Genomic DNA, 23,912 nt, shown 5'->3' with positions numbered 1-23,912 from the left:
GCACTGCTACTGCTGACGCGAGACTACGACATGGATGCCCGTCAATTCGTTTTCCTGACCCGACTGCCTTCGGCGACTGTGCAATCGCGCGGATCTTTTTGCGGTATTTCCAAGCGCGCGCTGGCGTTCCTGCTGGTGAACGTCATGTTTTGGCAGCCGCTGTGGGCCCAGGCCGAAGGCATCGCGGTCAGCGCGCCGGGCACGGGGCTGGCTCAAGCGGGCAATGGCGTGCCGATCGTCAACATTGCCACGCCGAATGCCAATGGCCTGTCGCACAACCAGTTCAAGGACTACAACGTCGATGCCCAGGGGCTGATCCTCAACAACGCCATCGAGCGCACGCAGGCCACCCAACTGGGCGGGATCATTGTCGGTAACCCGAACCTCAATGGCCGGGCCGCCGACATCATCCTCAACGAAGTCAATGGCGCAAACCCCAGCCAGTTGCGTGGTTACACCGAAGTGGCGGGCAAGTCCGCGCATGTCATCGTCGCCAACCCCCACGGGATCAGCTGCGACGGTTGCGGTTTCATCAACACGCCCAACGTCACGCTCAGCACGGGCAAGCCGGTGATCGAAAACGGCCAGTTGAGCCGCTACCAGGTCGATCAGGGCACGGTGTCCATCCAGGGCGCGGGGCTCAATGCGAGCAATGTCGACCAATTCGAAATCATTACCCGCGCCACGAAGATCAATGCGCGGATCCAGGCGAACAAGCTGGACATCGTCGCAGGCCGCAACGATGTCGATGCACGCACCTTGACCGCTACCGTCCGCAGAGGCGACGGTAGCCCGACGCAGGAGCTGGCGATCGACTCATCGGCGTTGGGGGGCATGTACGCCAACACCATTCGCCTGGTAGGTACCGAGGCGGGCGTCGGGGTTCGGCTGGCGGGCGACATGGTCGCTGGTGGCGATATCCACATTGATGCCAACGGTAAGCTGGACCTGGGACAGGCCTCTGCGGGCGGCACGTTGGTCGCCAAGGCGCAGGGTATCGATGTGCAGGGGCCGGTCCATGCCGCCAAGGACCTGGCGATCACCAGCCAGGGTGATCTGCGCAACCAGCGGAGTCTGGCCGCCGGCGATAGCCTGCGCCTGGACAGCGCCGGTCGGGTGCTCAATCAGGGCATCGTCGAGGTCGGGGTCAGCGCCGACGGCAGTCGCAATCGACAGGGCGATCTGCAGGTGACCGCGCAAGCCGTCGACAACAACGGGCACACCCTGGCTGCCAGCCGCGACCTCGCTATCAACACCAATGATCTGGCGAACCAGGGCGGCACCCTGAGTGCCGGGCGCAGTGCCCGGATCGACGCGCAGCAGTTGGACAACCAGAATCGGGGGCGTGTCCTGTCCGCAGGGAACCTTGGTGTCAACAGCCAGACCCTGCTCAATGGCCAAGGTGGCTTGATCGCCGGCAGTGGTGCGCTGGACGTCAACAGCAGGACCTTGATCAACCGCAAGGGTGAGCTGTCCAGCCTGGGTCAGGTGACGCTGCGCGTGGCCTCGCTGGACAACGTTGCGGGCCTGGTTTCGGCTGGCCAATCCCTCGACTTGCAGGCCGCTGGTCTGCTCGACAACCGTGGTGGGCAGGTCAATAGCGCGCAGCAACTGACGGCCAGCATCGGCAGCCTGGACCAGCAGGGGGGCGGGCGCCTGCACAGTGACAGTGGCCTGCGCCTCGACGTGCGCCACGGTCACCTGGACAACCGTGGCGGGGTGATCAATGCCAATGGCCAGCTGGTCCTGGAGCATCTGGCCAACGTCGACAACCGCCAGGGCGAGATCTCCAGTAATCGCGCGTTCAGCGTGGTGGCGAGTGGCCTCGACAACGGTGCCGGCAAGTTGCTGAGCGACCAGGCCTTGACCCTGAGCATCGCCGGGGCACTGGGTAACAGTGCCGGCCTGATCAGCGCCCAAGGCTTGTGGATCGATGCCGCCAGCCTGCTCAACGATCAACGGGGCATGGTTTCCAGCCAGGGTGGTCTGGGAGCCCGCGTCGCGGGTTCGCTGAACAACCATGACGGCAACCTCAGCGCGCAGGGCGACCTGCAGGTGGCGGTGGGCAGCCTGGACAACAGCGCCGGGCGCATGCATGGCCAGTCGGGCCTGAGCCTGGACCTCAATCACGGCGCTTGGAACAACCAGGGCGGGCTGCTCACGGTGCCTGGCCCACTGCAGTTTCTCAACCTGGCGGCGGTGAACAATCAGGCTGGGGAAATTTCCAGCGCACTTGGCTTCGAACTGCGCGGCGACCATCTGGACAACCGCGGCGGCAAGCTCAAGAGCGAGGGTGGTCTTAGCCTGGTGGTCGGTGCCGGGCTGGACAACCGGGACGGTGAGGTGCAGGGAGCGGATGTCAAGCTCGGCCTGGGCGCTTTGGACAACCGCAATGGGCGGATCCAGGCCAGCACAAGCCTGCGCCTGGACAGTGCCGGTATCGATAACGGCCACGGTGTCCTGGCTGCGGGCTCCGCGCTGGCGCTGACGGCCACTGGCCTCGACAACGCGTTCGGCAAGCTCACCAGCGGTGCCGACCTGACGGCCACGCTGGCCGGCAACCTGCTCAACCAGAGCGGCCTGTTCAGCGCCGGAGGCAACCTGCAACTGACCGGCGCCGACCTGGTCAACCACCAGGGGCAATTGCTGGCGGGTGCGACCTTGCAGCTAGGTGCCGGGCAACTGGACAACGGCACTGCCGGACGCATTTATGCCCGTGATGTAAAGGCCAGTGTCAGTGGCCTGAGCCAGGTTGGCGGCGGGCAGCTCTACAGCCAGGACAGTCTGACCCTCGACCTGAACAACGGCCATCTGGACAACCGCGGTGGCCTGATCAACGCGCCTGGCCAGTTGCTGCTGAGCAACCTGAACGGGGTCGACAACCAGGGGGGGGAGATTTCCAGCCGGCAGGCTTTCACCGTGGCGGCCTCCAGCCTGGACAACCGAGGTGGCAAGCTGCTTGCGGACCAGCAACTGACCTTGCGTATCGCGCGCGCCCTGGACAACACCCTGGGTCTGGTCAGGGCTGCGGCGCTGCATGCCCGCGTGGCTTCCCTGGCCAACCGTCAAGGCACCCTGGAAGCGCGCAACGGCCTGAAGCTGACGGTGGACGGAGCGCTCGACAACCATCAAGGGCGAGTGAGCAGCGACGGTACCCTGGACCTCGCCGTCGCCGGGCAACTGCTCAACCAGGGCGGCGTACTCGGCGCGGTGGGCACGTTGCAACTGAATGCAGCCGGCCTGGACAACCGGCTGGGTGGGCGGATTGCCACGCAGGGCAACCTGACCCTCGAGGCGACCCAGATCGACAACCGTGGCGGCGAAATCAGCAGCGTTTCCGACCTCACTGTCAACGGCGGCCACCTGGACAACAGCGGCGGCGGTCGGGTGGTCGCCAACGGCAACCTGGCACTGACCCTGGCCCGTCTCGATAACCAGGCCAAAGGCATCATCTCCGGCCAGCGCACGGTCACCCTCGTCGCCGGGCAGTTGGACAATAGTGCCCAAGGCAGCCTGTATGCCAAGCAGGGGCTGTCGTTGCTGCTGCGCGACGGTAACGGCGCCAATGGGCAACTGGACAACCGCCAGGGCGTGCTGCGCAGTGACGCCGACCTTGGCCTCGACCTGGTCAACCTGCTCAACGACAGTGGCCGGGTGAGCGGGGCGGGCAACCTGACACTGACGGCGGGGCAGGGTGTTGGCAACGCCGGCGGGCAACTGCTCGCCGGTGGCGCCTTGACCCTGGCCAGCCTCTCGCTCGACAACAGTCGGGGGCGCATCGCCGCCGATGCCGGATTGCGTGTGACCACTGGTGGCTTGAGCAATCAGGCCGGCTACCTCACCAGCGGCGACCGCCTCGACCTCAGCGCCGGCCAGGTCGACAACCACGGTGGGCGGATCGCCAGTGACAAGGCGTTGAGCGCCACGCTGGCCGGGCTCGACCAGCATGGCGGTGGCCAGTTGTACAGTGCCAGTGCCCTGACCCTGGACGTGAGCCAGGGGCTGCTGGACAACAGCGATGGCCTGATCAACGCGGTTGGGCCATTGCGGCTGCGCAACCTGTCCACGGTGATCAACCGGTCCGGCGAGATTTCCAGCGAACAGGGCTTCAGCCTGGTCGCCGAGCACCTGGACAACAGCCACGGTGATCTGCTCAGTGGCCAGGCCATCGATCTGCGCATTCGCCAGGCTCTGCTCAATGTCGGCGGCCAGATTGCCGCCGCCGGCCTGACGGCCGAAGCGGCCAGCCTGGATAACCACGACGGGCTGTTCAGCAGCTCCGCCAACCTGGACCTCACATTGGCCGGCGCGCTGCTCAACGAGGCGGGCGAAGTATCCGGCGCCGGCATCAGCACGATCAGGGCGGCCAGCCTGGCCAACGGCCAGGGCCAGGTGATGAGCGACGGCAGCCTGGACCTGGGCGTGACGGGGGCGCTTTTCAACCAGGGCGGGACCCTGGGTGCCGGCCATGCGTTGAAGGCTGCTGCCACGAGCCTCGACAACCGCAGCGGTGGCAGTCTGGTCAGTGACGGTAGCCTGTCGCTGGCACTCAGCGGTCTGCTGGACAACCAGGCCGCAGGTGCCGTGCTCGCCAAAGGCACCATGGAACTGCTGGTCGATCGCATCGACAACCGTGCGGGGCGTCTGTCCGGGCAGGGCAGCCTGAGCCTGCGTGGCACCTCATTGGACAACCGCGGTGGTGTCGTGCGTGGCAATCAGGACCTGACCTTGCGCCTGGCATTGCTCGACAACCGTGAGGGCCTGCTCAACGGTGCGGGCAAGCTGGATCTCGACAGCGGTGAACTGCTCAACCAGCAAGGCCTGGTCAGTGCGGGTGGCCAGGTTCTGCTGCACGCCGACACCGTCAACAATGGCAAAGGGCGCATCGCCAGCCAGGGCGATCTGCTCGCCACCGTTAAAACACTCGATCAACAGGCTGGCGAGCTGGTGGCACAGGGTGGCCTGAGCCTGATCGGCGGCCGGCTGGACAACCGCGCGGGCGGCTTGGTGGGCAGCACGAAAGCGCTGAAGATCGAGGTGGATTCCGCTGACAACCGCGGTGGTGAAATTTCTGGCCAGCAAGATGTCGGTGTCAGTGCAGGGCAGTTGGACAACAGTGGCGGCAAGCTGTTGGCCGGCACCCGCCTGGACATGACCGTGGCCAAGGTCATCAACCAGGCGCGCGGCCTGTTGTTCGGCCAGGATGTCAGCCTGATCGGCGGGCATCTGGACAACACCCAGGGTACGCTCTCGGGGCGGCGCTCGCTGCAGGTTCGTCTCACCGCACAGCCGGCGGCGCTGCTCGATGGCCACCTGTTGAACGGCCAGGGCAAGCTTGTCAGTGAAGGCGCACTGAGCCTCGACGCTGAACAACTGGACAACCGCAGCGGCAGCATTTCCAGCGCCGGCCCGCTGGTGTTGACCAGCGCGGCTGGTTTGCTCAATCAGGGCGGTGTCGTCGAAAGCGCCCAGCACCTCAGCCTCTCCAGCGCCAGCCTGGACAACAGCGGGCAAGGCCTGATCAAGAGCCAGGGCGCTGCGAGCCTGGTCACCGGGCGTCTGGACAACCTGCTGGGTGGCCGGATCATCAGCGACACGACACTGAGCCTGCGTGCCGGCCAGGTCAGCAATGGTGGACGGATCGCCAGCAATGGCGTACTCGATGCCCGTATGGCGGGGCTGGTCCAGGATCATGGCGAATTGTTCAGCAACAGCCAGTTGACCCTGAACCTCGACCAGGGGGATTTGAGCAACCAAGGCTTGATCAACGCGTCGCAACTGGTCCTGAAGAACCTTGGCGTGGTCACCAACCGCGGGGGCGAAATCTCCAGCCAGAATGCCTTCACGCTTGCCGCACGCAGCCTCGACAACGGCGGCGGCAAACTGGTCAGCGACCAGGGCCTGGTCTTGCGCAGCGAGCAGGGGCTGGGCAACAGCCAGGGGCGGATCAGTGCCGCGAGTCTCGACCTGGGCAGCCTGAGCCTGGACAACCGCGATGGCCGTATCAGCAGCCGCGGCAGCCTGACGGTGAACGCCCGCGATGCGCTGGTCAACCAGGGCGGCACGCTGATCGCCGCTGGCGCGCTCACGGTCGCCAGCGCCAGCCTGGACAACCGCCACGGCGAGATCGCCGGCAAGGCGCTGGTCGAGGTGAACGTGGCGACCATCGACAACCAGAGCGGCCAGTTGATCGGCACCGACCGCGTCGAGGTGACGTCCTCCCATCTGGACAATCGTGGCGGCCTGCTGGGTGCGACAAAAGCGCTGAAACTCTCGGTCGACACCTTGGACAACCGCGGCGGTGAGCTGACCGGCAACAGCGATGTCTCGGTCACCGGGCTGAGCCTGGACAACAGTGATGGCGGCGTGGTGTTCGCCGCGGGCAACCTGGCGCTAGCCGTGCAGCGTGTTATCAACCACAGCCGCGGCCAGATGAACGGTCAGGGCGTGAGCCTGGTGGGGGCCAGCCTGAGCAACAGCGGCGGCTTCATCCGTGCGCAACTGCCGCTGGTGCTCAAGCTCAGCGGCGACCTGGACAACCAGCAGGGTACCCTGAGCAGTGAGTCGACCCTGGCGCTCACCGCCGACAGTCTCGACAACCGCAACGGTAGCCTGGGCAGCGCCGGCGCACTGTCCTTGAACCTCAAGAACGGGCTGGACAACACCCATGGCGAGCTGGTGAGCGATGCCAGCCTGCTGTTGCGCAGTGCCAGCCTGGTCAACGACCAAGGCAGCCTCAGCGCCAAGGGCGCGGTCGACCTTGTCACCGGGGCCTTGAGCAACCGTGGTGGCCGCCTCAACAGCGCGCAAAGCCTCGACCTCACCGCTGGCCAGGTCAGCAACGGCGGCAGCATCGGCAGCCTCCAGGCCCTGACCGCCAAAGTCACAGGTCTCGATCAGCTGGGCGGCAAGCTGATCAGCGACACCCGCCTGAGCCTCGACCTCCAGGGCGGCAAACTGGACAACCAGGGCGGCCTGATCCAGAGCGCAGGCCCGCTGCTGCTGGGCAACCTGGTCGATGTGAGCAACCGTTCCGGCGAAATCTCCAGCACCCAGGCGTTCACCCTCGAGGCTCGCAGCCTGGACAACGACAATGGGCGCGTGCTCGCCAGCCAGGACTTGAAACTGGTAATCGCCAAGACCTTGAGCAACATCAAGGGCCTGATCGGCGCCGCCAACCTGCGCATCGACGCAGGTAGCGTGGACAACCGCACTGGCCTGCTCAACAGCCGGGGCGACCTGCAACTGGACAGCGGAGGCCTGCTCGACAACCGCCAGCAAGGCCTGGTCAGCGCGGCGGGCACATTGAAGCTGCGCAGCGGCGACCTGAACAACCAGGGTGGCAGCCTGCTCGGCACCGGTAGCGTGGCCCTGGTCGCGCGCACGCTGAACAACAGCGCCTCCGGCCTGATCAATAGCCAGGGTCGTCTCGATATCACCGCCGAGGGGCTGGACAGCAGCAACGGCGAAGTCTCCGCGCGCGGTGACCTGGGCCTGAAGCTCGGTGCGTTGTCGGTGAACAACGGCCGCATCCTCGCGGAGCAGGCGCTGAGCCTGGACCTCGATGGCCACGACCTGAGCAACCGCAATGGCTTGATCCAGGCGGGTGGCGCGTTGAACGTGCAGCGCGTGGGTGTGTTCGACAACGTGGGCGGCGAGCTCTCCGCCAAACAGGGCCTGACCCTCTCGGCCAACCGTCTTGATAACGGCAATGGCAGGTTGATCGGTACTCGTCAGGTGTTCCTGAACGTCGGCAGCGTCGCCAACCAAAACGGCCTGTTGTCCGGTTGGCAAGGCTTGACCCTGTATGGCGGCAGTCTCGACAATCGCAATGCCGGTACCTTGTCCAGCCGCAGTGGCGCGCTGGACGTGCAACTGTCGGGGAGCCTGCTCAACAGCGGCGACGGAGCCCTGGTCAGCCAGGGCCGCATGGACATTGGCGCGGCCAGCCTCGACAACAGCGGTGGCGTGCTGTCCAGTGGCGACGCCCTGCAGCTGAACGTCACCAGCCTCGGCAACCAGAGTGGCAGCATCGATGCCCAGCAATGGATCACGGTCAATGGCACCGACCTCGACAACAGTGCCGGGCGCATCGCGGGCAACGGCAGCCTGACTCTGGATCTGCGCGGCATCTTGACCAATACCGGCGGCACCCTGGTCAGTGCCGACACCTTGCTGCTCAAGCAGGCGCTGCAAGTTGCCAACCAGGGCGGCAAGATTGTCAGCCGCGGCCGTCTGGAACTGAATGCGGGTAGCCTCGACAACAGCCAGCTTGGCACCCTTGCGGCCAAGGAGCAGGTCAAGGTCAACGCCAGCTCGATCCTGCGCAACAGCGCTCAGGGATTGATCTACAGCGAGAATGCTGATGTCCGGTTGCAGGCTGCCGAGCTGATCAACCAGCAGGGCGAAGTGCAAGGGCACAGCGGGCTGCTGCTGGATGTCGGTGCAGGGTTGGACAACCGTGGCGGCAAGCTGCTTGCCCAGGGTGGCAACCTTGTGGTGCAGCGTGCAGGCAGCTTGAGCAACCAGGGTGGCATCCTCGCCAGCCTCGCCGGCTTGCTGGACGTCAATGTCAGTGGCGTGCTCGACAATCGGCGCGATGCCAGCGGCAAGGGTGGGGTCGTGCAAGGCCAGCAGTTGCTGATGGTCGCCGGCGTGGTCGACAACAGCGGCGGTCGCATCGCCGCGCAGTCGGGTGATGCACGCATTCGTGGTGGGGATCTGATCAACGCCGGTGGCGGGCTTTACGCCAAGGGGCTGGTGCGGGTCGATGGCCTGGGGCTGGACAACAGCGCAGGACAACTGGCCGGTGGACGTATCGAGCTGGCGCTGGGTGATGAGCTGGTGAACCGCTCGGGCGTCATTGAAAGCGATACCCTGCTGCAGGTTTCGGCGGGGGCGGTGGACAACCAGAGCGGCCAGTTGCGAGCCCTGGGGGCGACAGGCAAGAGCGATTTCCAGATCCGAGGCGGCTTCGACAACCGCTACGGCCGGGTGGAAATCGGCAACACCGACCTGACCCTGAATACCGCCAGCCTGAGCAACCTCAACGGTATGGTGCTGCACGGCGGCACGGGCAACTTCGACGTGTCCATGGCGAACCTGGCCAATAGCGGTGGCAACTTGGTGACCCGCGGTGGTCTGACCCTGAACGCCGCCAGCTGGACCAACAGCAGCGTGATCCAGGCCGGGCGGCTGACCGTCAATGTCGGTGAACTGAACCAGACCGCCGAAGGGCGACTGCTGGCCTCGGAAAGCTTCAGCGGCAGTGGCAACAATTGGTCCACGGCGGGCGTGATCGCCAGTGACGGTCGTTTTGACCTGACGCTTGGTGGCAGCCTGAATGCCAGCGGGCGCACCAGCAGCCTCGGCGCCATGAACCTCACGTTGGGCCAATTGACCGTGGGAGGGAGCGCCAGCCTGTCGGCCGGCGACAACACCATGGTCAAGGTGGGCGGCCTGTTGAACAACGCCGGGCGCCTGACGTCCGCCGCCAACCTGACCCTCGAGGCCGGCGGCATCAACAACTACGGCTCGCTGGGCGGTGGCCAGGTGTTGACCGCCAGCACCACGAACCTGCTGAACCAAGGCGGGTTCATCTTCAGCGGCGCCGACATGGCGCTCTATGCGCAAAACCTGACCAACCGCGAAGGCGACATCTACAGCCTGGGCGCGATCCGCGTGGCCAGGGATGCGCAAGGCTCGCGGGCAGCCTTGCTGGAAAACATCTCCGGGACGCTTGAGAGCCTTGGCGACTTCACCATCGCGGCCACGACTGTCAGCAACAAGCGGGTGGACTTCGACCTGACGCCGACGGCGCAGTCCGGTTACATCGGTGTTCGTTGCTACAGCTGCTCCAGTTACATGAATGGCAGCGTGCCGATTTCACCGTCGTCGCATCTGGTGTGGGCGCAAACCTATGTGTATGACGCGGTTGGGCAGGTCGCGAAGCAGTCCAGCCTGTTCTCGGGCAGGAACCTCTCTGTCAGCAGCGACACGTTCGCCAACTCCAACTCCACGGTTTCCGCAGCCGGGAACATCGATATCAAGACCGGTACGTTCTCCAACACCGGAACTTCACTCAATGGCTACACGGACCTGAAGTACATCGATGTCGGAACGCCGGGCGGCGGACTGTGGAAAAGCATCTTCAAGTACAACGCCGAGAATGACCTTGGCTATAACGGTGGCATCCGCTTCTGGAATGCCGCAGGCGCAGAGTCGATGGCGGCGATTACCGGAGGGAGTCGTCCCATCGGCAGGGGAGAGACCCGTTCGTGGCTGAACTTCGCCAGTATGCAGCTGGACACCAGTCGGGATGCAGGCAAGGCTTACTACAGGTCTTCGGACTTCATGTATCCGGCCAACTATTCGAGCGGCTCGGCGGGCAATGCTCCGGCGGTCATTCAAGGTACCAATCCGTTTCTCATCAAGCGTGTCGAGAATGCCGGTTCCAACTACCTGCCCTCAGTGGTAGAGGCCGGCGGCGCCGTCTCCATTACCGCCGCCAGCAAGATCACCAATGGTGTCGAGCGCGCCTACAGCCGTGGCGCGGCAGGGGCTGCCCGCAGCCTGGACACCAAGGTGGCGGGCAGCGCGCCGGTCATCGTCCTGAACCGGCAACTGCCGCCCAACCTGGCCCAGCAACAGCTCAACCCGTTGAGCCTGCCGGGCTTCAGCTTGCCCACCAACCCGAACGGCCTGTTCCGCCTGAGCGACAAGGCTGCCAGCGCGGCAGGCGTTGCCCAGGGTGACAGCACTTCCGGCAATTGGACCTTGGGCGGTGCCAGCATCGATCTGGCACAGCGCGAGCAAGCCGTGCCTGGTGCCTCCGCACGCACCCTCAAGCTGGACGACATCGGTGCGCTTGCCGCAGGCGCGCACCAGGTGGCAGTGACCGCCCGTGAAGCCGCCGTCATCGATGGCAATGGCCGCTCGATCCAGGTGTCCCCGGTGACTGCCGTCGACAACGGCACCTGGCAATCGGGGCGCACCAGCGCCGACGCAATCACCCGCAACGAAGCGATCGGTAGCCAGACGTCCGTCGCTGACAGCACCGGTTCGGTCAGCGCGACGGGCCACGGGACCGGTAACACCGGCCCAGGTGATGGGCAGGTGGGTATCAGCCAGCCCACCCGGCCAGACCTGGCGCCTGTGGTGAGCCAAGTCCCGGTCGTGGTGCCTGCCAGCGAACGTGCGGACGTCCCTGGCGTCGATGCGCGCACGGCGAAAGTGACAGCGCCCGGCAGCACGCCGGCGACCGCGACGGCCAGCCAGGTCATCCAGCGCGTTCAGGGCCTGCCGGATCGTACGGTACCGCTCCAACCGCACAAATACCTGGTCGAAACCAACCCGCTGCTGACCGACCTCAAGCAGTTCATGAGTTCCGACTATCTGCTGGCCGGGCTGGGCTACAACCCGGACGAAAGCGCCAAGCGCCTGGGGGACGGCTTCTACGAGCAGCGCCTGATCCAGCAGGCGGTGGTGGCCGCCACCGGCCAGCGTTTCCTCGCCGGGCAGACCAGCGACGAGAAGATGTTCAAGTACCTGATGGACAACGCCATCGCCAGCAAGCAGCAGTTGAACCTGGCGGTGGGCGTGGGCCTGACCTCGGAGCAGGTCGCCGCGCTGACCCACGACATCGTCTGGCTGGAAGAAGCCACCATCAATGGCCAGAAGGTGCTGGTGCCGGTGGTCTACCTCGCCAACGCCAACAACCGCCTGGCGCCCAACGGTGCACTGGTGGCGGGTAAGAACCTCGACCTGATCGCCGGGCAGGACCTGGTCAACGTCGGCACCCTGCGGGCCACCGACAACCTGTCGGCCAACGCCGGCAACGACATCCTCAATGGCGGCCTGATCCAGGCCGGCAACCGTGTCGACCTGCTGGCGGGCAACGATATCGTCAACAAGGCCGGCGGCATCATCTCTGGTCGCGATGTCAGCCTCACCACGCTGCTTGGCGATGTTGTCAACGAGCGCTCGGTGACCAGCCATGTCACCGACAGCGCCCGCCTGTCCGCGCGCAAGGACTACGTAGACAGCGCCGCGCGCATCGAGGCCGCCAACGACATGAGCATCAACGCTGGCCGCGATCTTCTCAGCGCGGGCGGTGTGTTGCAGAGCGGGCGGGACACCACGCTGCAGGCAGGGCGCGACATCGTGCTGGGATCGGCCGAGGCCGTGGACAGTGCCGCCTACGGGCGCACCAAGACCCAGTCGATTTTCCAGAGCGGTTCCAGTGTCACCGCGGGCCGGGACTTCACCGCAGTGGCCGGGCGTGACCTGACCGCGGTGGCCAGCCGGATCGAGGCGCAACGCGATATCGATATTTCGGCTCGGGGTGACGTGACCCTGGCGTCGGCGGCGGATGAGCAGCACGCGTCCTACACCTCGAAGAAGCTCAAGACCCAGGAAGACCACGTCAGGCAGGTCGGGTCCGAGCTCAAGGCCGGCGGCGATATCGCCATCAGCGCGGGTGAAGACCTGGCCATGAGCGCCAGCCGCATCAGCGCGGGCGATGAAGCCTACCTCGTGGCGGGTGGCAAGCTTGCCTTGCTCGCCGCCGAGGACAGCGACTATTCGCTGTACGACAAGAAGAAGAAAGGCAGTTTTGGCGGTAAATACACCAAGCGTGACGAAGTCACCGATATTCGACATGTTGGTAGTGAAATCACGACTGGAGGTGACCTGACCCTGGAAAGCGGAGGGGACCAGTGGTACCAGGCGGCCAAGCTCCAGAGTGACGCCGACCTGACGATCAGCAGCAGTGGCAAAGTGACCTTTGAAGGGGTCAAGGACCTGCGTCAGGAAAGTCACGAAAAGAGCAAATCGAGCCTTGCCTGGAACAGCATGAGCGGTAGGGGTAGCACCGATGAGACCCTGCGGCAGAGCCAACTGTTGGCCAGTGGCGATCTTCTGATCAAAGCTGCCGACGGGATGAGCATCGATGTTCGACACATCGACCAGCAGAGTGTGAGTCAGGCAATCGATGCGATGGTCAAGGCAGACCCGCAACTTGCCTGGTTGAAGGATGCGCAAGCTCGTGGGGATGTGGATTGGAGGCAAGTCAAGGAAGTTCATGACGCCTACAAGTACAGCCATTCAGGGTTAGGGGCCGGGGCACAGCTGGTCATTGCCATCATCGTCACCTATCTGACAGCGGGTGCTGCCAGCGCTGCAATCGGTAGCGCGACAGGCGCAGCAGCAGGTTCTGGAACGGCGTTGGCCGCGAGTGGCACCGCAACCGCCAGTGCGGTGGCTGGTGGAGCGACGGCTGGTTCAACGGTGGCCGCGGGTTGGGCCAATGTGGCGTTGACTTCGGTTGCGACGGGACTAGCCAGCAATGCAACCATAAGCGCCGTTAACAATCGTGGTGACCTGGGCTTGGTGTTCAAGGACGTGACCTCCAGGGATTCGCTGCGAGGCTATGTGGTGTCCGGTGTAACAGCAGGTCTGACCGCCAGCATTTTCGACAAGATGACCAGCACGACCACGCAGGTGGACGGTGCCTTGCCCAATGTAAGCAAGGTCGTCGCCGAGGGCGGGTTGTCCAGTCTGGAGGGGATCGGTCGATTTGGCGCCAATCAACTTTTGCAGAATGGCACCTCGGCATTGCTGGATCGTGCTCTGGGCGGCGAAAGTCAGTTTGATGATGCGCTGCGCACTAGTCTTGCCAACACGTTTGCGGCAGCCGGATTCAATTGGGTTGGTGATGCGGGACAGAAGATCGACCCCGAGTTTCGCAGGCTGAGCAAGGTTGGGTTACACGCCATCATGGGAGGGCTGGCGGCGCAAGCCGCTGGAGGTGATTTCAAGACGGGAGCTTTGGCTGCTGGGTTGAACGCGTCGATGGTGGATACGCTCGCTCAACAGTATGCCTCGATGGCACCTGAGCAGCGCCAAAAGCTCTTGGTCATGAATGCGCAACTGATAGGGGTGTTTGCAGCCGCCGCAAGTGGAGGCGACGCAAAGAGCTTGCAGACGGGCGCTACGGTCGCCGCGCAATCGACCCAGTACAACTGGTTGCTTCACGAGGAAATTGAACGAATGGCGGCTGAAAAGGCTGCCTGTACCTCTATTGAGTGCGAAAGGGACATCGCCAAGCGATACAACGATCTCGATGTCAAGCGAAATGAAGGTCTGACACAACTGTGCAAGCTCGACAGCGCGGCTTGTAGCCGTGTAGTCAAAACCTTGCTGGACGATGTGCCAGAGATGGAAAGGGTACTGCAGACCTATCGGCACCAGGGGGATGCTGGCGTTTCCGCATTTATTGGACGAGTTATTGAGAGCAACACCGAAGCGATGCAGACAATCGCTTCGAGTCTCGGCAAGGATTCACCGCTCCTGGTAATGATCACGCAAGCGCTCTTGGGAAGAGGTGGCTCCAAGTCCAGTGTTTCACTGGGGCATGGCATCGGCGGCAAGTCGGAAAAGCCGGCTTCGATAGGGGCCAAGGCGGATGCCGAGGCGGGAATGCCCTATGAGCACCCGATCAAGCCAAATTCCAATGTAGACTTGAAACGCGCTTCAGGGGCAGCGTACGCGGCGGCTGACAATATCGATCTGTTCACTCCGAAAGACAAGCATGTCCTTGGTGGTGGGTCACAGTCGAAGGCGCGCTTCAATACCAGCGATGTGCAGGAGATCAGGGACATGATCAGCAACGGCTTACGTTCGAACTCGGCAGCGTTTTATGATAACCCGGCTCATCCGGGTACATTCAGGGTGGTCATTGATGCAGGTCGCCCAGTGGGTGTAAAGGGCCAAACGATGGTAAGGGTCATCGTCGGTGCGGATGGCAAAGTAATGAACGCGTTTCCCGTACATGAGAAATGAGTATGTTTGTAATCGACTTTGATTGGGTGACATTGCCGGATGACATGTCTGGCTACAATGCAGCGGCCTTCGTTGAAGGAGGGCTTAACATCGAGGTGCAAGGAGAACTTTTCCTGCAGGTTGAAAATTGCTTGTTACTGGAGTTGGCGGTGGTGATGAAGCAATGGCTGGCATCTGTGAAGAACGGCGCTGAACATGATTTTTACTATGCGTCGATGGATGAAGAGGAAGAGCCGATTCTCGCGTTGCGTTACTGCAGCGAGAAATCGAACTTCCTGTTGGAATCATGTTGGGTGGAAGCGCCAGGGCCCGCCGTGACACTGGCTGAGGTGATTGATTGCTTTACACGTTACATGAAACGGTTGACAGATACTCTTTACAGTCGCAGCGGTTACGTTTGGGAATAATGGTTGGCAGTAGCGAAGCGCGCTATGCCTCCTTACTTGAGCGTTTTATTGAGCGACTCGCGGTTTACGCCTGCACCCTGGACATATGGCCGAGTTTAAGGGAAACCCATTCTAGGCACATGTCGCCGATAGTTTTTGGCTCGTGAACGTGTGGCGGGCTTTGTGGCTCAATACCATAGAGGAATCACAAGCGTCCAGATCTATAAAATCTAGGTATACGAAGCATGAATGGCTTTTCTGAATCTACGTCCGAAGACAGCCATTTTATTTTTTTCAATGGATATAAGGAGGAACGGTTCGACGAGTTTGTCGAATTTGTTCTAACCACCTTGGGGGCTAGGAAGCCTGAGCGTGAGGAAGGGCCATATTCAACGCTGGTCATCACGGAGTACAAGGGGCAGAGGCTGGTTTTGACAAGCGGTTCATTCGAAGGCTGCTTTATTTCCATGGACAAGGAGGCTGCATGGTTGGCAAGGGAAATAATCAAGGCGTTCTGATATGGGGCCAGTAAGCGGCGTGTTTTTATGCGTCGGGTGCAGCGTGGTCCAAGGCGGGTGCCTGTATCGCAGGTGACGGCTGGGGCAGGATGGCGATGTCGCCTTTACCTGTTTGATAGAACGTCACGCTCAGAGCCGCCACCATTACACCCAACGCAACAGCGGTAAGCATGGCTCCCCAGATATTCAGCTTCAGACTTCCCAATCGATCGATGTCGCGGCGCACACCTGCGATCGAGTCGTCCAAGCGCTTGTCGCGCTCACTCTGGGCAACGAGAAAACCATCGATTTTCGATGCGATGGCTTCTACCCGAGCGTCCATCTTGATCTCGATGGTCTCGAGCTTGGCGTTGAGTTCGTCACGGGGCAGGTCATTCATGGTTACGGTACCCATCTTTTCTACTGGCGAGCCATGCCTACCCAAGCTCATGCCTGCTGCATAGAGCCGTTGAAAATAGTTGGCCCAGGGCTCCTGCAGCCGCCTGTCTGGCATATCGTTTTGAGGCATCTAGCCCTCCGCTTCGAATAGTGCCTGAGGCACCACGCTCTGCTCGTCCATGTTCTTCGATGCTTTTGGGCATCATCCATACGGCTTGTGGGGCGCCTGCAATGTTCTTGATAGTGCTGTCGATGAGGCAGCGATGAGGAGAGCCTAGAGCGCTACCTGGTCAGCGGCAATGCGTCGGCGGGCCTGGAGGCCCGATTCGGAAATGGACTACTCGCAACAGGGCAACAAGCTGGTATAGCCAAATGCCACCGTTTGCGTACCTGTCGTGCCTTGTAGAGAATCGCACCCTTTGCCTCGAAAGGATGCGTGCAATGAAGTTCGAAGGGACTTTCCAATACATGGGCAATCACGGGATCGTCTTCAACGTCTCGCAGATCACCCTGACCGACAGTGAGCGCGGACGCCTGCGCGAGCTGCATTTCGGTGAGGCGAGAAGCGCCCATTACGAGGTCAACAGCAAGGTCGTCGAGACCTACGACAGGATGCTGGCCAAGGGGCTGCCCTGCGTGATGAAGATTGGTATCTCCAAGCCTTTGACCCGCCAGCAGGGCGATACTCTCAATGCCCAGCGCACCAAGGTCGCCAACCTTGCCGCCTCGGCGTTCGCCGCCGCCGCGAGTTCTGTGGCATCGCCCTATGTTGGCGTGCCGGTGGGCGCTGGGGTGCGTGCCTATGCCAATGACGTCCTGCCCACCTACCATGCCGGCGATGTACTGGTCAGCATCGAGGCGCAGGTTAATGGCGGCATCGGGCCGCAGCACACCACCTCGACCCTGATCATCAAGACCTGAGGGAGACGCCTGTGTCCGAAATTACCTATGCGGTCATCGCCCTGGTGCTTTACGGCCTGTTGGATCGGTTCCTCAGGCCTTACCCGCTGCGCAAGTGGCTCGGGGTGGCGCTGGCGGTGGTCGGTGTCGTTGGTTGCATCCTTGTGAGCCAGACCCGTTCGTTCGGGTTGGACCTGGGATTGCTGTCGGTGCTTGCCACGGGGGTGGGCGTGGGCCTGTTCGTGAGGCGGCGGCGATTCGAGCAAGTTGGTTGAAGCGATAAAGGTTTTTACCCGAAAGCCCCGTAGTTCTTGCTACGGGGCTTTTTGCATCAAACAGCGGAGCTGTTCGTTACTGCGTGGGAGACATCTTGCGACAGTGCTTTGGCCATGCCGGTGAGATAGTGGGCGGCGGCCAACAAAGTAGGTGCGTTCTTCAGATCCTGAGTCAGTGCGATATCGCTCAGGGTGTAGGCGCAGGTTATCAAGTGGGTGGATTGTTCCAGGGCATAGTCCATGGGGTGGCCCGCAACGACCTGGAACAGTGGGGTTTCGTTGTCGATTTCACCGCTTTCGCCAAAGCTGCCGATGCCGACGGTGGTGATGCGCTTGTCTTGAGTCATACCTGTTCTCCTTGTTGTCAGGGCGCGATCAATGCCTTGCCTGTACACGGCTCAGGGCCATTTCGACCAAGCCGCGTGCGCTGTCGATTTCGTGCACGGCGGTCAGGGCCATGACCTGGCCCGGCGGCTTGCTGTGGATCATTGCGGCGTGCTGGGCGGCGGTGAGGGCGCAGACGAGGTACTCGGCAACTTGAACGAGCAGATCCTCGAGGGTATGAGGCGAGTCGGATGCTTGTAGCGGAGGGTCGGGGACAATTTTTATCATGGTAGTAACCTGAGCTATTTGGCGCGTCCACCACAAGCTGTCAAACCAATGGAGGCAGCTGTACGTAGGTTGACAGACCGAGGCTCAGGTTCCCGGCGCACACGAATGTGCCCCACGCACAACTGCCATGAAGCAGCCATTGCGTTCTGAGCTACGGCCTGTCAAAGCCGGTCGTTGAGTTGGCAACGACGGGTCGAGACTAGGCCGCGAACCGAGCAGCTGCAATGGCTTGAATGGGGAAAAAGTGTGCTTGGGAAATGGACTACAGGGAATCAGGAAAGTCTGATGAAAATCTGTAGGAAGCTGAAAGAAATTGCCAGGAAGTTGGTCTTCGCAACCTTCAGTTCGCTTATTTGCTTCCCTTGATGCAGATGGTGGCGGCCTTGAGTGGCCTGACTATCAGCTTTACTCCTGGAGCAATGTCTTTCAAGGCTTATGCGATTCTTGGGTATGAGCGCTCCAGTTCAAGATCGCCGGGGTCGCTTTGCGACCCTGTCGCGGCACAAGGCCGCTCCTACAGGGGGCGCGGTAGCTTGTAGGAAGGGGCGATCTGTGCGAACCACGCCAACCTGTAACGTTTTAGCAAGTAGATAAATACGCTTAGTTGCCGTGTCGACAACTTGTTAGTTGACCCTCGTCAACTAGTGCAACTGTACTAACGCCTTTCGCTCACACCCCCTTTTCCCGTATGATCCGCGCGCCATCAGTTTGATGGTGGATCATGGACTAAAGGATTTTTATGAAAAAGCTGATCAAAGCTACTGTCGCTGTTGCTGTCGTTTCGGGCGTTGCCCTGCTGTCCGGCTGCACCGGCCAGGTCTACAACCAGCCTAAGAACTGCTCGTACGACTATCTGTTCCACCCATCGGTTTCCATCTCCAAGATCATCGGCGGCTGCGGCCCGATCGATAAACTGCCTCAGCAGCAGTAATCTTGGAAATACCCTGATCGGGTCGTTCACGGCCTGATCCAAGACCCCCGACCATGGATGTGGCCGGGGGTTTTTGTTTTCCGGGGCGCGGTGGCTTGTCGCGTGGCAACCTGTCGTCTTGACGCCCCGGCGCGCGTTTGTTTGTGCTGGCAATTCGGTTACAATCCGTAAATCGTTTCAGCCTTGTCGGTCAATCCGACCAAAGGCTGGCGCGTCCAATGTCTCTCTGGCTGCTGAACAATGATCACAACAAGCCTGCGCTGAAGAACATGGAATACCTGGGCCAGCCACAGGCCCACCCTCCGTTCTACTGACTGGAATCGATCAATGTTCAAGAAAGCTGGCAAGACCTTGCTGGGTCTGGCAGTCGCGGCGAGCTTCATGCAAGCGCACGCCGAAGACACCAAGAAAGTCGACGTGCTGCTGGTTGGCGGCGGCATCATGAGTTCCACCCTGGCGGTCTGGCTCAACGAGCTGGAACCGAGCTGGTCGATGGAAATGGTCGAGCGCATGGACGGCGTCGCCGAAGAAAGCTCCAACGGCTGGAACAACGCCGGTACCGGCCACTCCGCGCTGGCCGAGCTGAACTACACCCCGATGGACAAAGATGGCAAGGTCAACATCACCAAGGCCATCGAGATCAACGAGTCGTTCCAGATCTCCCGCCAGTTCTGGTCCTGGCAGGTACGCCAGGGCGTGCTGAAGAACCCGCACTCGTTCATCAACACCACCCCGCACATGAGCTTCGTCTGGGGCGATGACAACATCAAGTTCCTGAAGCAGCGCTACGACGCCCTGCAGGCCAGCCCGCTGTTCCGTTCGATGCAGTACTCGGAAGACCACGCGCAGATCGCCAAGTGGGTCCCGCTGATGATGGAAGGCCGCGATCCAAGCCAGAAGCTGGCCGTGACCTGGAGCCCGATCGGCACCGACGTCAACTTCGGTGAGATCACCCGTCAGTTCGTCGGTCACCTGAAGACCAAAGAGAACTTCGACCTGAAGCTGTCCAGCGAAGTGCAGGACATCACCCGCAACGAAGACGGCTCCTGGCACGTCGAGTACAAGAACCTGAAGGATGGCACCGAGCACGCCACCGACGCCAAGTTCCTGTTCATCGGTGCCGGCGGCGGCGCGCTGAAGCTGCTGCAGAAGTCGGGCATCCCGGAAGCCAAGGAATACGCAGGCTTCCCGGTGGGCGGCTCGTTCCTGGTGACCGAGAACCCGACCGTTGCCATGCAGCACATGGCCAAGGCCTACGGCATCGCCTCGACCGGCGCGCCACCCATGTCGGTTCCGCACCTGGACACCCGCGTGCTGGACGGCAAGCGCGTGATCCTGTTCGGGCCATTCGCCACCTTCTCGACCAAGTTCCTGAAGAACGGCTCGTACCTGGACCTGCTGAGCAGCACCACCACCCACAACGTCTGGCCGATGGCCCGTGTCGGCATCGATCAGTACCCGCTGGTCGAGTACCTCGCCGGCCAGCTGATGCAGTCCGACGACGACCGTTTCGCCGCCCTGCAGACCTACTTCCCGAACGCCAAGAAGGAAGACTGGAAACTGTGGCAGGCCGGTCAGCGCGTGCAGATCATCAAGCGTGATGCCGACAAGGGCGGCGTGCTGAAGCTGGGCACCGAGGTCGTGGCTTCCGAAGACCGCACCATCGCCGGCCTGCTGGGCGCCTCGCCAGGTGCCTCGACCGCCGCGCCGATCATGCTCAACGTGCTGGAAACCGTGTTCAAGGAGAAGGTCGCTACCCCTGAGTGGCAGGCCAAGATCAAGGAGATCGTCCCGAGCTACGGTACCAAGCTGAACGATTCGGCCGCCGCCACCCAGAAAGAGTGGGACTACACCGCCGAAGTCCTGCAGCTGGAGAAGCCGCCGGTGATCGACCAGAGCGTCAAGACCAGCGTGGCGCCAGCCGCACCGGTCGAGAGCAAGCCTGCGAACGACATGGCGCTGTAAGGCCAGACGGTTGCCGGACTTGCCCGGCAACACCCACCACGAGCGTCGCCACCGGCGGCCTCGTGGTTTTTTTATGCCTGAGAATCGGGCAAGGGATTGACGCCTACCCCTGTAGGAGCGGCCTTGTGCCGCGAAAGGGCTGCGAAGCGGCCCCAGCATTTCGGCGTTGAGCAACGATCGCCGGGGCCGCAATGCGGCCCTTTCGCGGCACAAGGCCGCTCCTACAGGGATTGCGCAAGGCTTGAGGTTGGCGTGGCCGGGTGCACCTCAACGCTGCTCGAGAATACTGCCCAGCAACCCCGGAAAGCGGCTTTCGAGTTCTTCGCTGCGCAGCGAGTTCATATGCGTGGTGCCGACATTGCGGGTGTGCACCAGCCCGGAATCGCGCAATACGCGAAAGTGATGGGACATGCTCGACTTGGGCCGGCCGCCGTCCAGCTCGCCGCAGCTGGCTTCGGCGACACCGGCCAGGCGACGGACGATTTCCATGCGCACAGGGTCGCTCAGGGCGTAGAGCAGGCGCTCCAGCGTCAGTTCTTCGGGGTTGGGGTGGGTATAGGCTCGCATGGACGACATGATAACGGGGGTTTCACAAATTGCCATAGTTCGAATATGATCGAACAATCGTATCCAACCCCCGTCCCTGGAGTTACCTCATGGCCGCCTTGTTCGAACCCTATACCCTCAAAGATGTCACCCTGCGCAACCGCATTGCCATTCCGCCGATGTGCCAGTACATGGCCGAGAATGGCCTGATCAATGACTGGCACCAGGTGCATTACGCGAGCTTGGCCCGTGGTGGCGCCGGCCTGGTGGTGGTCGAGGCCACCGCGGTGTCCCCGGAAGGGCGCATCACCCCCGGCTGCGCCGGCATCTGGAACGACGCCCAGGCCCAGGCCTTCGTGCCGGTGGTCAAGGCGATCAAGGCTGCCGGTTCCGTGCCAGGCATCCAGATTGCCCACGCCGGCCGCAAGGCCAGTGCCAATCGCCCCTGGGAAGGTGACGACCATATCGCCGCCGACGATGCCCGTGGCTGGGACACCATCGCCCCGTCCGCCATCGCCTTTGGCGGCCACCTGCCGAAAGTGCCCAAGGCCATGACCCTGGACGATATCGCCCGGGTCAAGCAGGACTTCGTCGATGCCGCGCGCCGTGCCCGCGATGCTGGCTTCGAGTGGATCGAACTGCACTTCGCCCATGGCTACCTGGGCCAGAGTTTCTTCTCCGAGCACTCCAACCAGCGTACCGACGCCTATGGGGGCAGCTTCGACAACCGTACGCGTTTCCTGCTGGAAACCCTCGCTGCGGTACGTGAAGTGTGGCCGGAGAACCTGCCGCTGACCGCTCGCTTTGGCGTGGTGGAATACGATGGCCGTGACGAGCAGACCCTGCAGGAGTCCGTTGAACTGGCCCGTCGCTTCAAGGCCGGCGGCCTCGATCTGCTGAGCGTCAGTGTCGGCTTCACCATTCCCCAGACCAACATCCCATGGGGCCCGGCATTCCTGGGGCCGATCGCCGAGCGGGTGCGCCGCGAGGCGAAGCTGCCGGTGACCTCGGCCTGGGGCTTTGGCACGCCGGAGCTGGCCGAGGGCGCGTTGCAGGCCAACCAGCTCGACCTGGTGTCGGTGGGGCGTGCGCACCTGGCCGACCCGCACTGGCCGTATGCTGCAGCCAAGGCCCTGGGCGTGGACAAGGCGGCGTGGACGCTGCCGGCGCCTTATGCGCATTGGTTGGAGCGTTATCGCTGATATCGCATGGGGCCGCTCTGCGGCCCTTTCGCGGCACAAGGCCGCTCCTACACGGAACGCATCCCCCTGTAGGAGCGGCCTTGTGCCGCGAAAGGGGCGCAAAGCGCCCCCCGGCAATCTCAGAACCGATCCAACCGGTATGCCTGTTCCACCTCGGCCCCCCCAGCCAACCGCCCCACCCACTCCGCCGTCACCGCCGCCTGGGTCAACCCCAGGTGCTGATGCCCGAACGCCAGCAGCACCTTGCCATCGGCCACCCGGTCAATCACCGGCAGCGAATCCGGCAACGAAGGCCGGAACCCCATCCACGGCGTCGCCCCCTCGGCATCCAGCTCACGCCGGAACAAGCCCTTGCTCAGCCGATGCAGTTGCCACGCCCGCTGCATGCTCGGCGGCGCCTCGAGCCCGGCGAATTCCACCGTGCCGGCCAGGCGCAGGCCGTCGGCCATGGGCGTCATGATGAACTTGCGCTCCAGCGAGGTGACGGCGAATGGCAGGCGTTGATGCTCCGCTGGCAGCATCAGGTGGTAGCCGCGCTCGGTATCCAGTGGTACCTGCCGACCGGTCAGGGCGGCCGTGAGCCTGGCCGAATGTGCGCCTGCGCTGATCAACACCTGGCGGGCCTCGAGGTTGCCCTGGTCGCTGGCGAGGCTGATGCCCTGGCCATGCACCCGGCCACCATCGACCTCGGCGCGCAGGAAGCGCACGCCGCTGGCCCTGGCGGCGCTGAACAGTTCGCAGACCACCTGGTAGGGGTCGAGGAAGTGACCGGTGCGCGGGAAGAACAGGCCACCCAGGATCGACGGACTCAACTGCGGCGCCGCTTCGCTTACCGCCTCAGCCGACCACAGGTCCACGGGCACGGCCTGTGCCTGCAAGCGGGCGCGCAACGCCGCGAGCGCCTGGCGCGATTCGTGGCGTTCGAATACCAGCAGCGAACCGTCCTCCTTGAGCAGGTGGCTGCGGTCGATGGATGCGAGCAGCCGTTGCCAGGCGCCGAGGCTGCTTTCGTTCAACGTTCGAAGGCCCGCGACGCTACGCTGGAACGGCGCCGGTCGCAGGTTGAGCAGCAGGCGGGTGAACCAGGGCAGGGCCCGTGGCAGGTACTTCCAGTCCAGGCGCAGCGGGCCCATCGGGTCTAGCAGCATGGCCGGCAGGCGCTTGAGAATCGACAGGTCGGCGATGGGAAACACCTGCTCGGTGGCCAGGTGCCCGGCATTGCCAAACGACGCCCCGTGGCCCGGCGCCTGGCGATCGATCAACAGCACCCGGCGGCCCTGGCGGGCCAGCTGCAGGGCGCAGGCGACGCCGACGATGCCGGCGCCGACCACGGCGATGTCCGTGTCAGTGGCGGTCAT

The 23,912-nt window shown here is 62.9% G+C and carries 13 protein-coding genes; 8 read left to right on the top strand and 5 right to left on the bottom strand.

Annotation, left to right across the window (positions count from 1 at the left end):
* Positions 1-144: 144 nt before the first annotated feature.
* The 3 genes from AC0MAZ_RS23290 (at position 145) to AC0MAZ_RS23280 (ending at position 15,745) form a co-directional block, all read left to right on the top strand.
* Positions 145-14,841, top strand: a complete 14,697-nt coding sequence (locus AC0MAZ_RS23290) for a two-partner secretion domain-containing protein (protein WP_475859352.1) — start codon at positions 145-147, stop codon at positions 14,839-14,841.
* 2 nt (positions 14,842-14,843) lie between these two features.
* Positions 14,844-15,248 (top strand): DUF7878 domain-containing protein, encoded by a 405-nt coding sequence (locus tag AC0MAZ_RS23285; protein ID WP_110697890.1) that lies wholly within the window; start codon positions 14,844-14,846, stop codon positions 15,246-15,248.
* Between the two features lie 224 nt (positions 15,249-15,472).
* Entirely contained in the window at positions 15,473-15,745 is a 273-nt protein-coding gene (locus tag AC0MAZ_RS23280; protein WP_475859349.1) for a hypothetical protein, read from the top strand.
* A 25-nt stretch (positions 15,746-15,770) separates the two neighbouring features.
* Here the strand turns inward: AC0MAZ_RS23280 and AC0MAZ_RS23275 are convergent, their stop codons facing one another.
* Positions 15,771-16,253, bottom strand: a complete 483-nt coding sequence (locus tag AC0MAZ_RS23275) for a hypothetical protein (protein WP_475859347.1) — start codon at positions 16,251-16,253, stop codon at positions 15,771-15,773.
* 311 nt (positions 16,254-16,564) lie between these two features.
* Between AC0MAZ_RS23275 and AC0MAZ_RS23270 the strand changes: the two genes are divergently transcribed.
* A complete protein-coding gene (locus AC0MAZ_RS23270) occupies positions 16,565-17,044 on the top strand; it encodes a hypothetical protein (RefSeq protein ID WP_050704288.1) in 480 nt (159 codons plus the stop codon).
* A gap of 11 nt (positions 17,045-17,055) precedes the next feature.
* The gene (locus tag AC0MAZ_RS23265) at positions 17,056-17,298 is read left to right on the top strand and encodes a hypothetical protein (RefSeq protein ID WP_475859345.1); all 243 of its coding nucleotides are present in this window, start codon (positions 17,056-17,058) and stop codon (positions 17,296-17,298) included.
* A 56-nt stretch (positions 17,299-17,354) separates the two neighbouring features.
* Here AC0MAZ_RS23265 and AC0MAZ_RS23260 read toward each other — a convergent pair whose 3' ends face one another.
* Positions 17,355-17,645, bottom strand: a complete 291-nt coding sequence (locus tag AC0MAZ_RS23260) for a DUF3077 domain-containing protein (protein WP_330104484.1) — start codon at positions 17,643-17,645, stop codon at positions 17,355-17,357.
* A 28-nt stretch (positions 17,646-17,673) separates the two neighbouring features.
* Positions 17,674-17,910 (bottom strand): hypothetical protein, encoded by a 237-nt coding sequence (locus AC0MAZ_RS23255; RefSeq protein ID WP_475859343.1) that lies wholly within the window; start codon positions 17,908-17,910, stop codon positions 17,674-17,676.
* A gap of 739 nt (positions 17,911-18,649) precedes the next feature.
* On the opposite strand from AC0MAZ_RS23255, the gene AC0MAZ_RS23250 reads away from it, so the two are divergent.
* Together AC0MAZ_RS23250 and mqo are read left to right on the top strand one after the other, a co-directional pair.
* A complete protein-coding gene (locus tag AC0MAZ_RS23250) occupies positions 18,650-18,841 on the top strand; it encodes a DUF4223 family protein (protein WP_023630554.1) in 192 nt (63 codons plus the stop codon).
* A gap of 327 nt (positions 18,842-19,168) precedes the next feature.
* A complete protein-coding gene (gene mqo, locus AC0MAZ_RS23245; RefSeq protein WP_198744485.1) occupies positions 19,169-20,806 on the top strand; it encodes a malate dehydrogenase (quinone) in 1,638 nt (545 codons plus the stop codon).
* A gap of 267 nt (positions 20,807-21,073) precedes the next feature.
* Here the strand turns inward: mqo and AC0MAZ_RS23240 are convergent, their stop codons facing one another.
* Positions 21,074-21,409 (bottom strand): ArsR/SmtB family transcription factor, encoded by a 336-nt coding sequence (locus tag AC0MAZ_RS23240; RefSeq protein ID WP_475859341.1) that lies wholly within the window; start codon positions 21,407-21,409, stop codon positions 21,074-21,076.
* 53 nt (positions 21,410-21,462) lie between these two features.
* On the opposite strand from AC0MAZ_RS23240, the gene AC0MAZ_RS23235 reads away from it, so the two are divergent.
* Positions 21,463-22,554 (top strand): NADH:flavin oxidoreductase/NADH oxidase, encoded by a 1,092-nt coding sequence (locus tag AC0MAZ_RS23235; protein ID WP_232857177.1) that lies wholly within the window; start codon positions 21,463-21,465, stop codon positions 22,552-22,554.
* 119 nt (positions 22,555-22,673) lie between these two features.
* Here the strand turns inward: AC0MAZ_RS23235 and AC0MAZ_RS23230 are convergent, their stop codons facing one another.
* The gene (locus AC0MAZ_RS23230) at positions 22,674-23,912 is read right to left on the bottom strand and encodes an NAD(P)/FAD-dependent oxidoreductase (protein WP_475859339.1); all 1,239 of its coding nucleotides are present in this window, start codon (positions 23,910-23,912) and stop codon (positions 22,674-22,676) included.

It is taken from the genome of Pseudomonas sp. A, assembly GCF_056270345.1.
Note: the sequence above shows the minus strand (reverse complement) of the source record. Positions and strands in the feature narration are given on the sequence as shown.

Coding starts and splice junctions, on each gene's coding strand:
- AC0MAZ_RS23290 (WP_475859352.1), top strand. CDS start 145: ATGTTTTGGCAGCCGCTGTGGGCCCAGGCCGAAGGCATCGCGGTCAGC.
- AC0MAZ_RS23285 (WP_110697890.1), top strand. CDS start 14,844: ATGTTTGTAATCGACTTTGATTGGGTGACATTGCCGGATGACATGTCT.
- AC0MAZ_RS23280 (WP_475859349.1), top strand. CDS start 15,473: ATGAATGGCTTTTCTGAATCTACGTCCGAAGACAGCCATTTTATTTTT.
- AC0MAZ_RS23275 (WP_475859347.1), bottom strand. CDS start 16,253: ATGCCTCAAAACGATATGCCAGACAGGCGGCTGCAGGAGCCCTGGGCC.
- AC0MAZ_RS23270 (WP_050704288.1), top strand. CDS start 16,565: ATGAAGTTCGAAGGGACTTTCCAATACATGGGCAATCACGGGATCGTC.
- AC0MAZ_RS23260 (WP_330104484.1), bottom strand. CDS start 17,645: ATGACTCAAGACAAGCGCATCACCACCGTCGGCATCGGCAGCTTTGGC.
- AC0MAZ_RS23255 (WP_475859343.1), bottom strand. CDS start 17,910: ATGATAAAAATTGTCCCCGACCCTCCGCTACAAGCATCCGACTCGCCT.
- AC0MAZ_RS23250 (WP_023630554.1), top strand. CDS start 18,650: ATGAAAAAGCTGATCAAAGCTACTGTCGCTGTTGCTGTCGTTTCGGGC.
- mqo (WP_198744485.1), top strand. CDS start 19,169: ATGTTCAAGAAAGCTGGCAAGACCTTGCTGGGTCTGGCAGTCGCGGCG.
- AC0MAZ_RS23240 (WP_475859341.1), bottom strand. CDS start 21,409: ATGGCAATTTGTGAAACCCCCGTTATCATGTCGTCCATGCGAGCCTAT.
- AC0MAZ_RS23235 (WP_232857177.1), top strand. CDS start 21,463: ATGGCCGCCTTGTTCGAACCCTATACCCTCAAAGATGTCACCCTGCGC.
- AC0MAZ_RS23230 (WP_475859339.1), bottom strand. CDS start 23,912: ATGACCGCCACTGACACGGACATCGCCGTGGTCGGCGCCGGCATCGTC.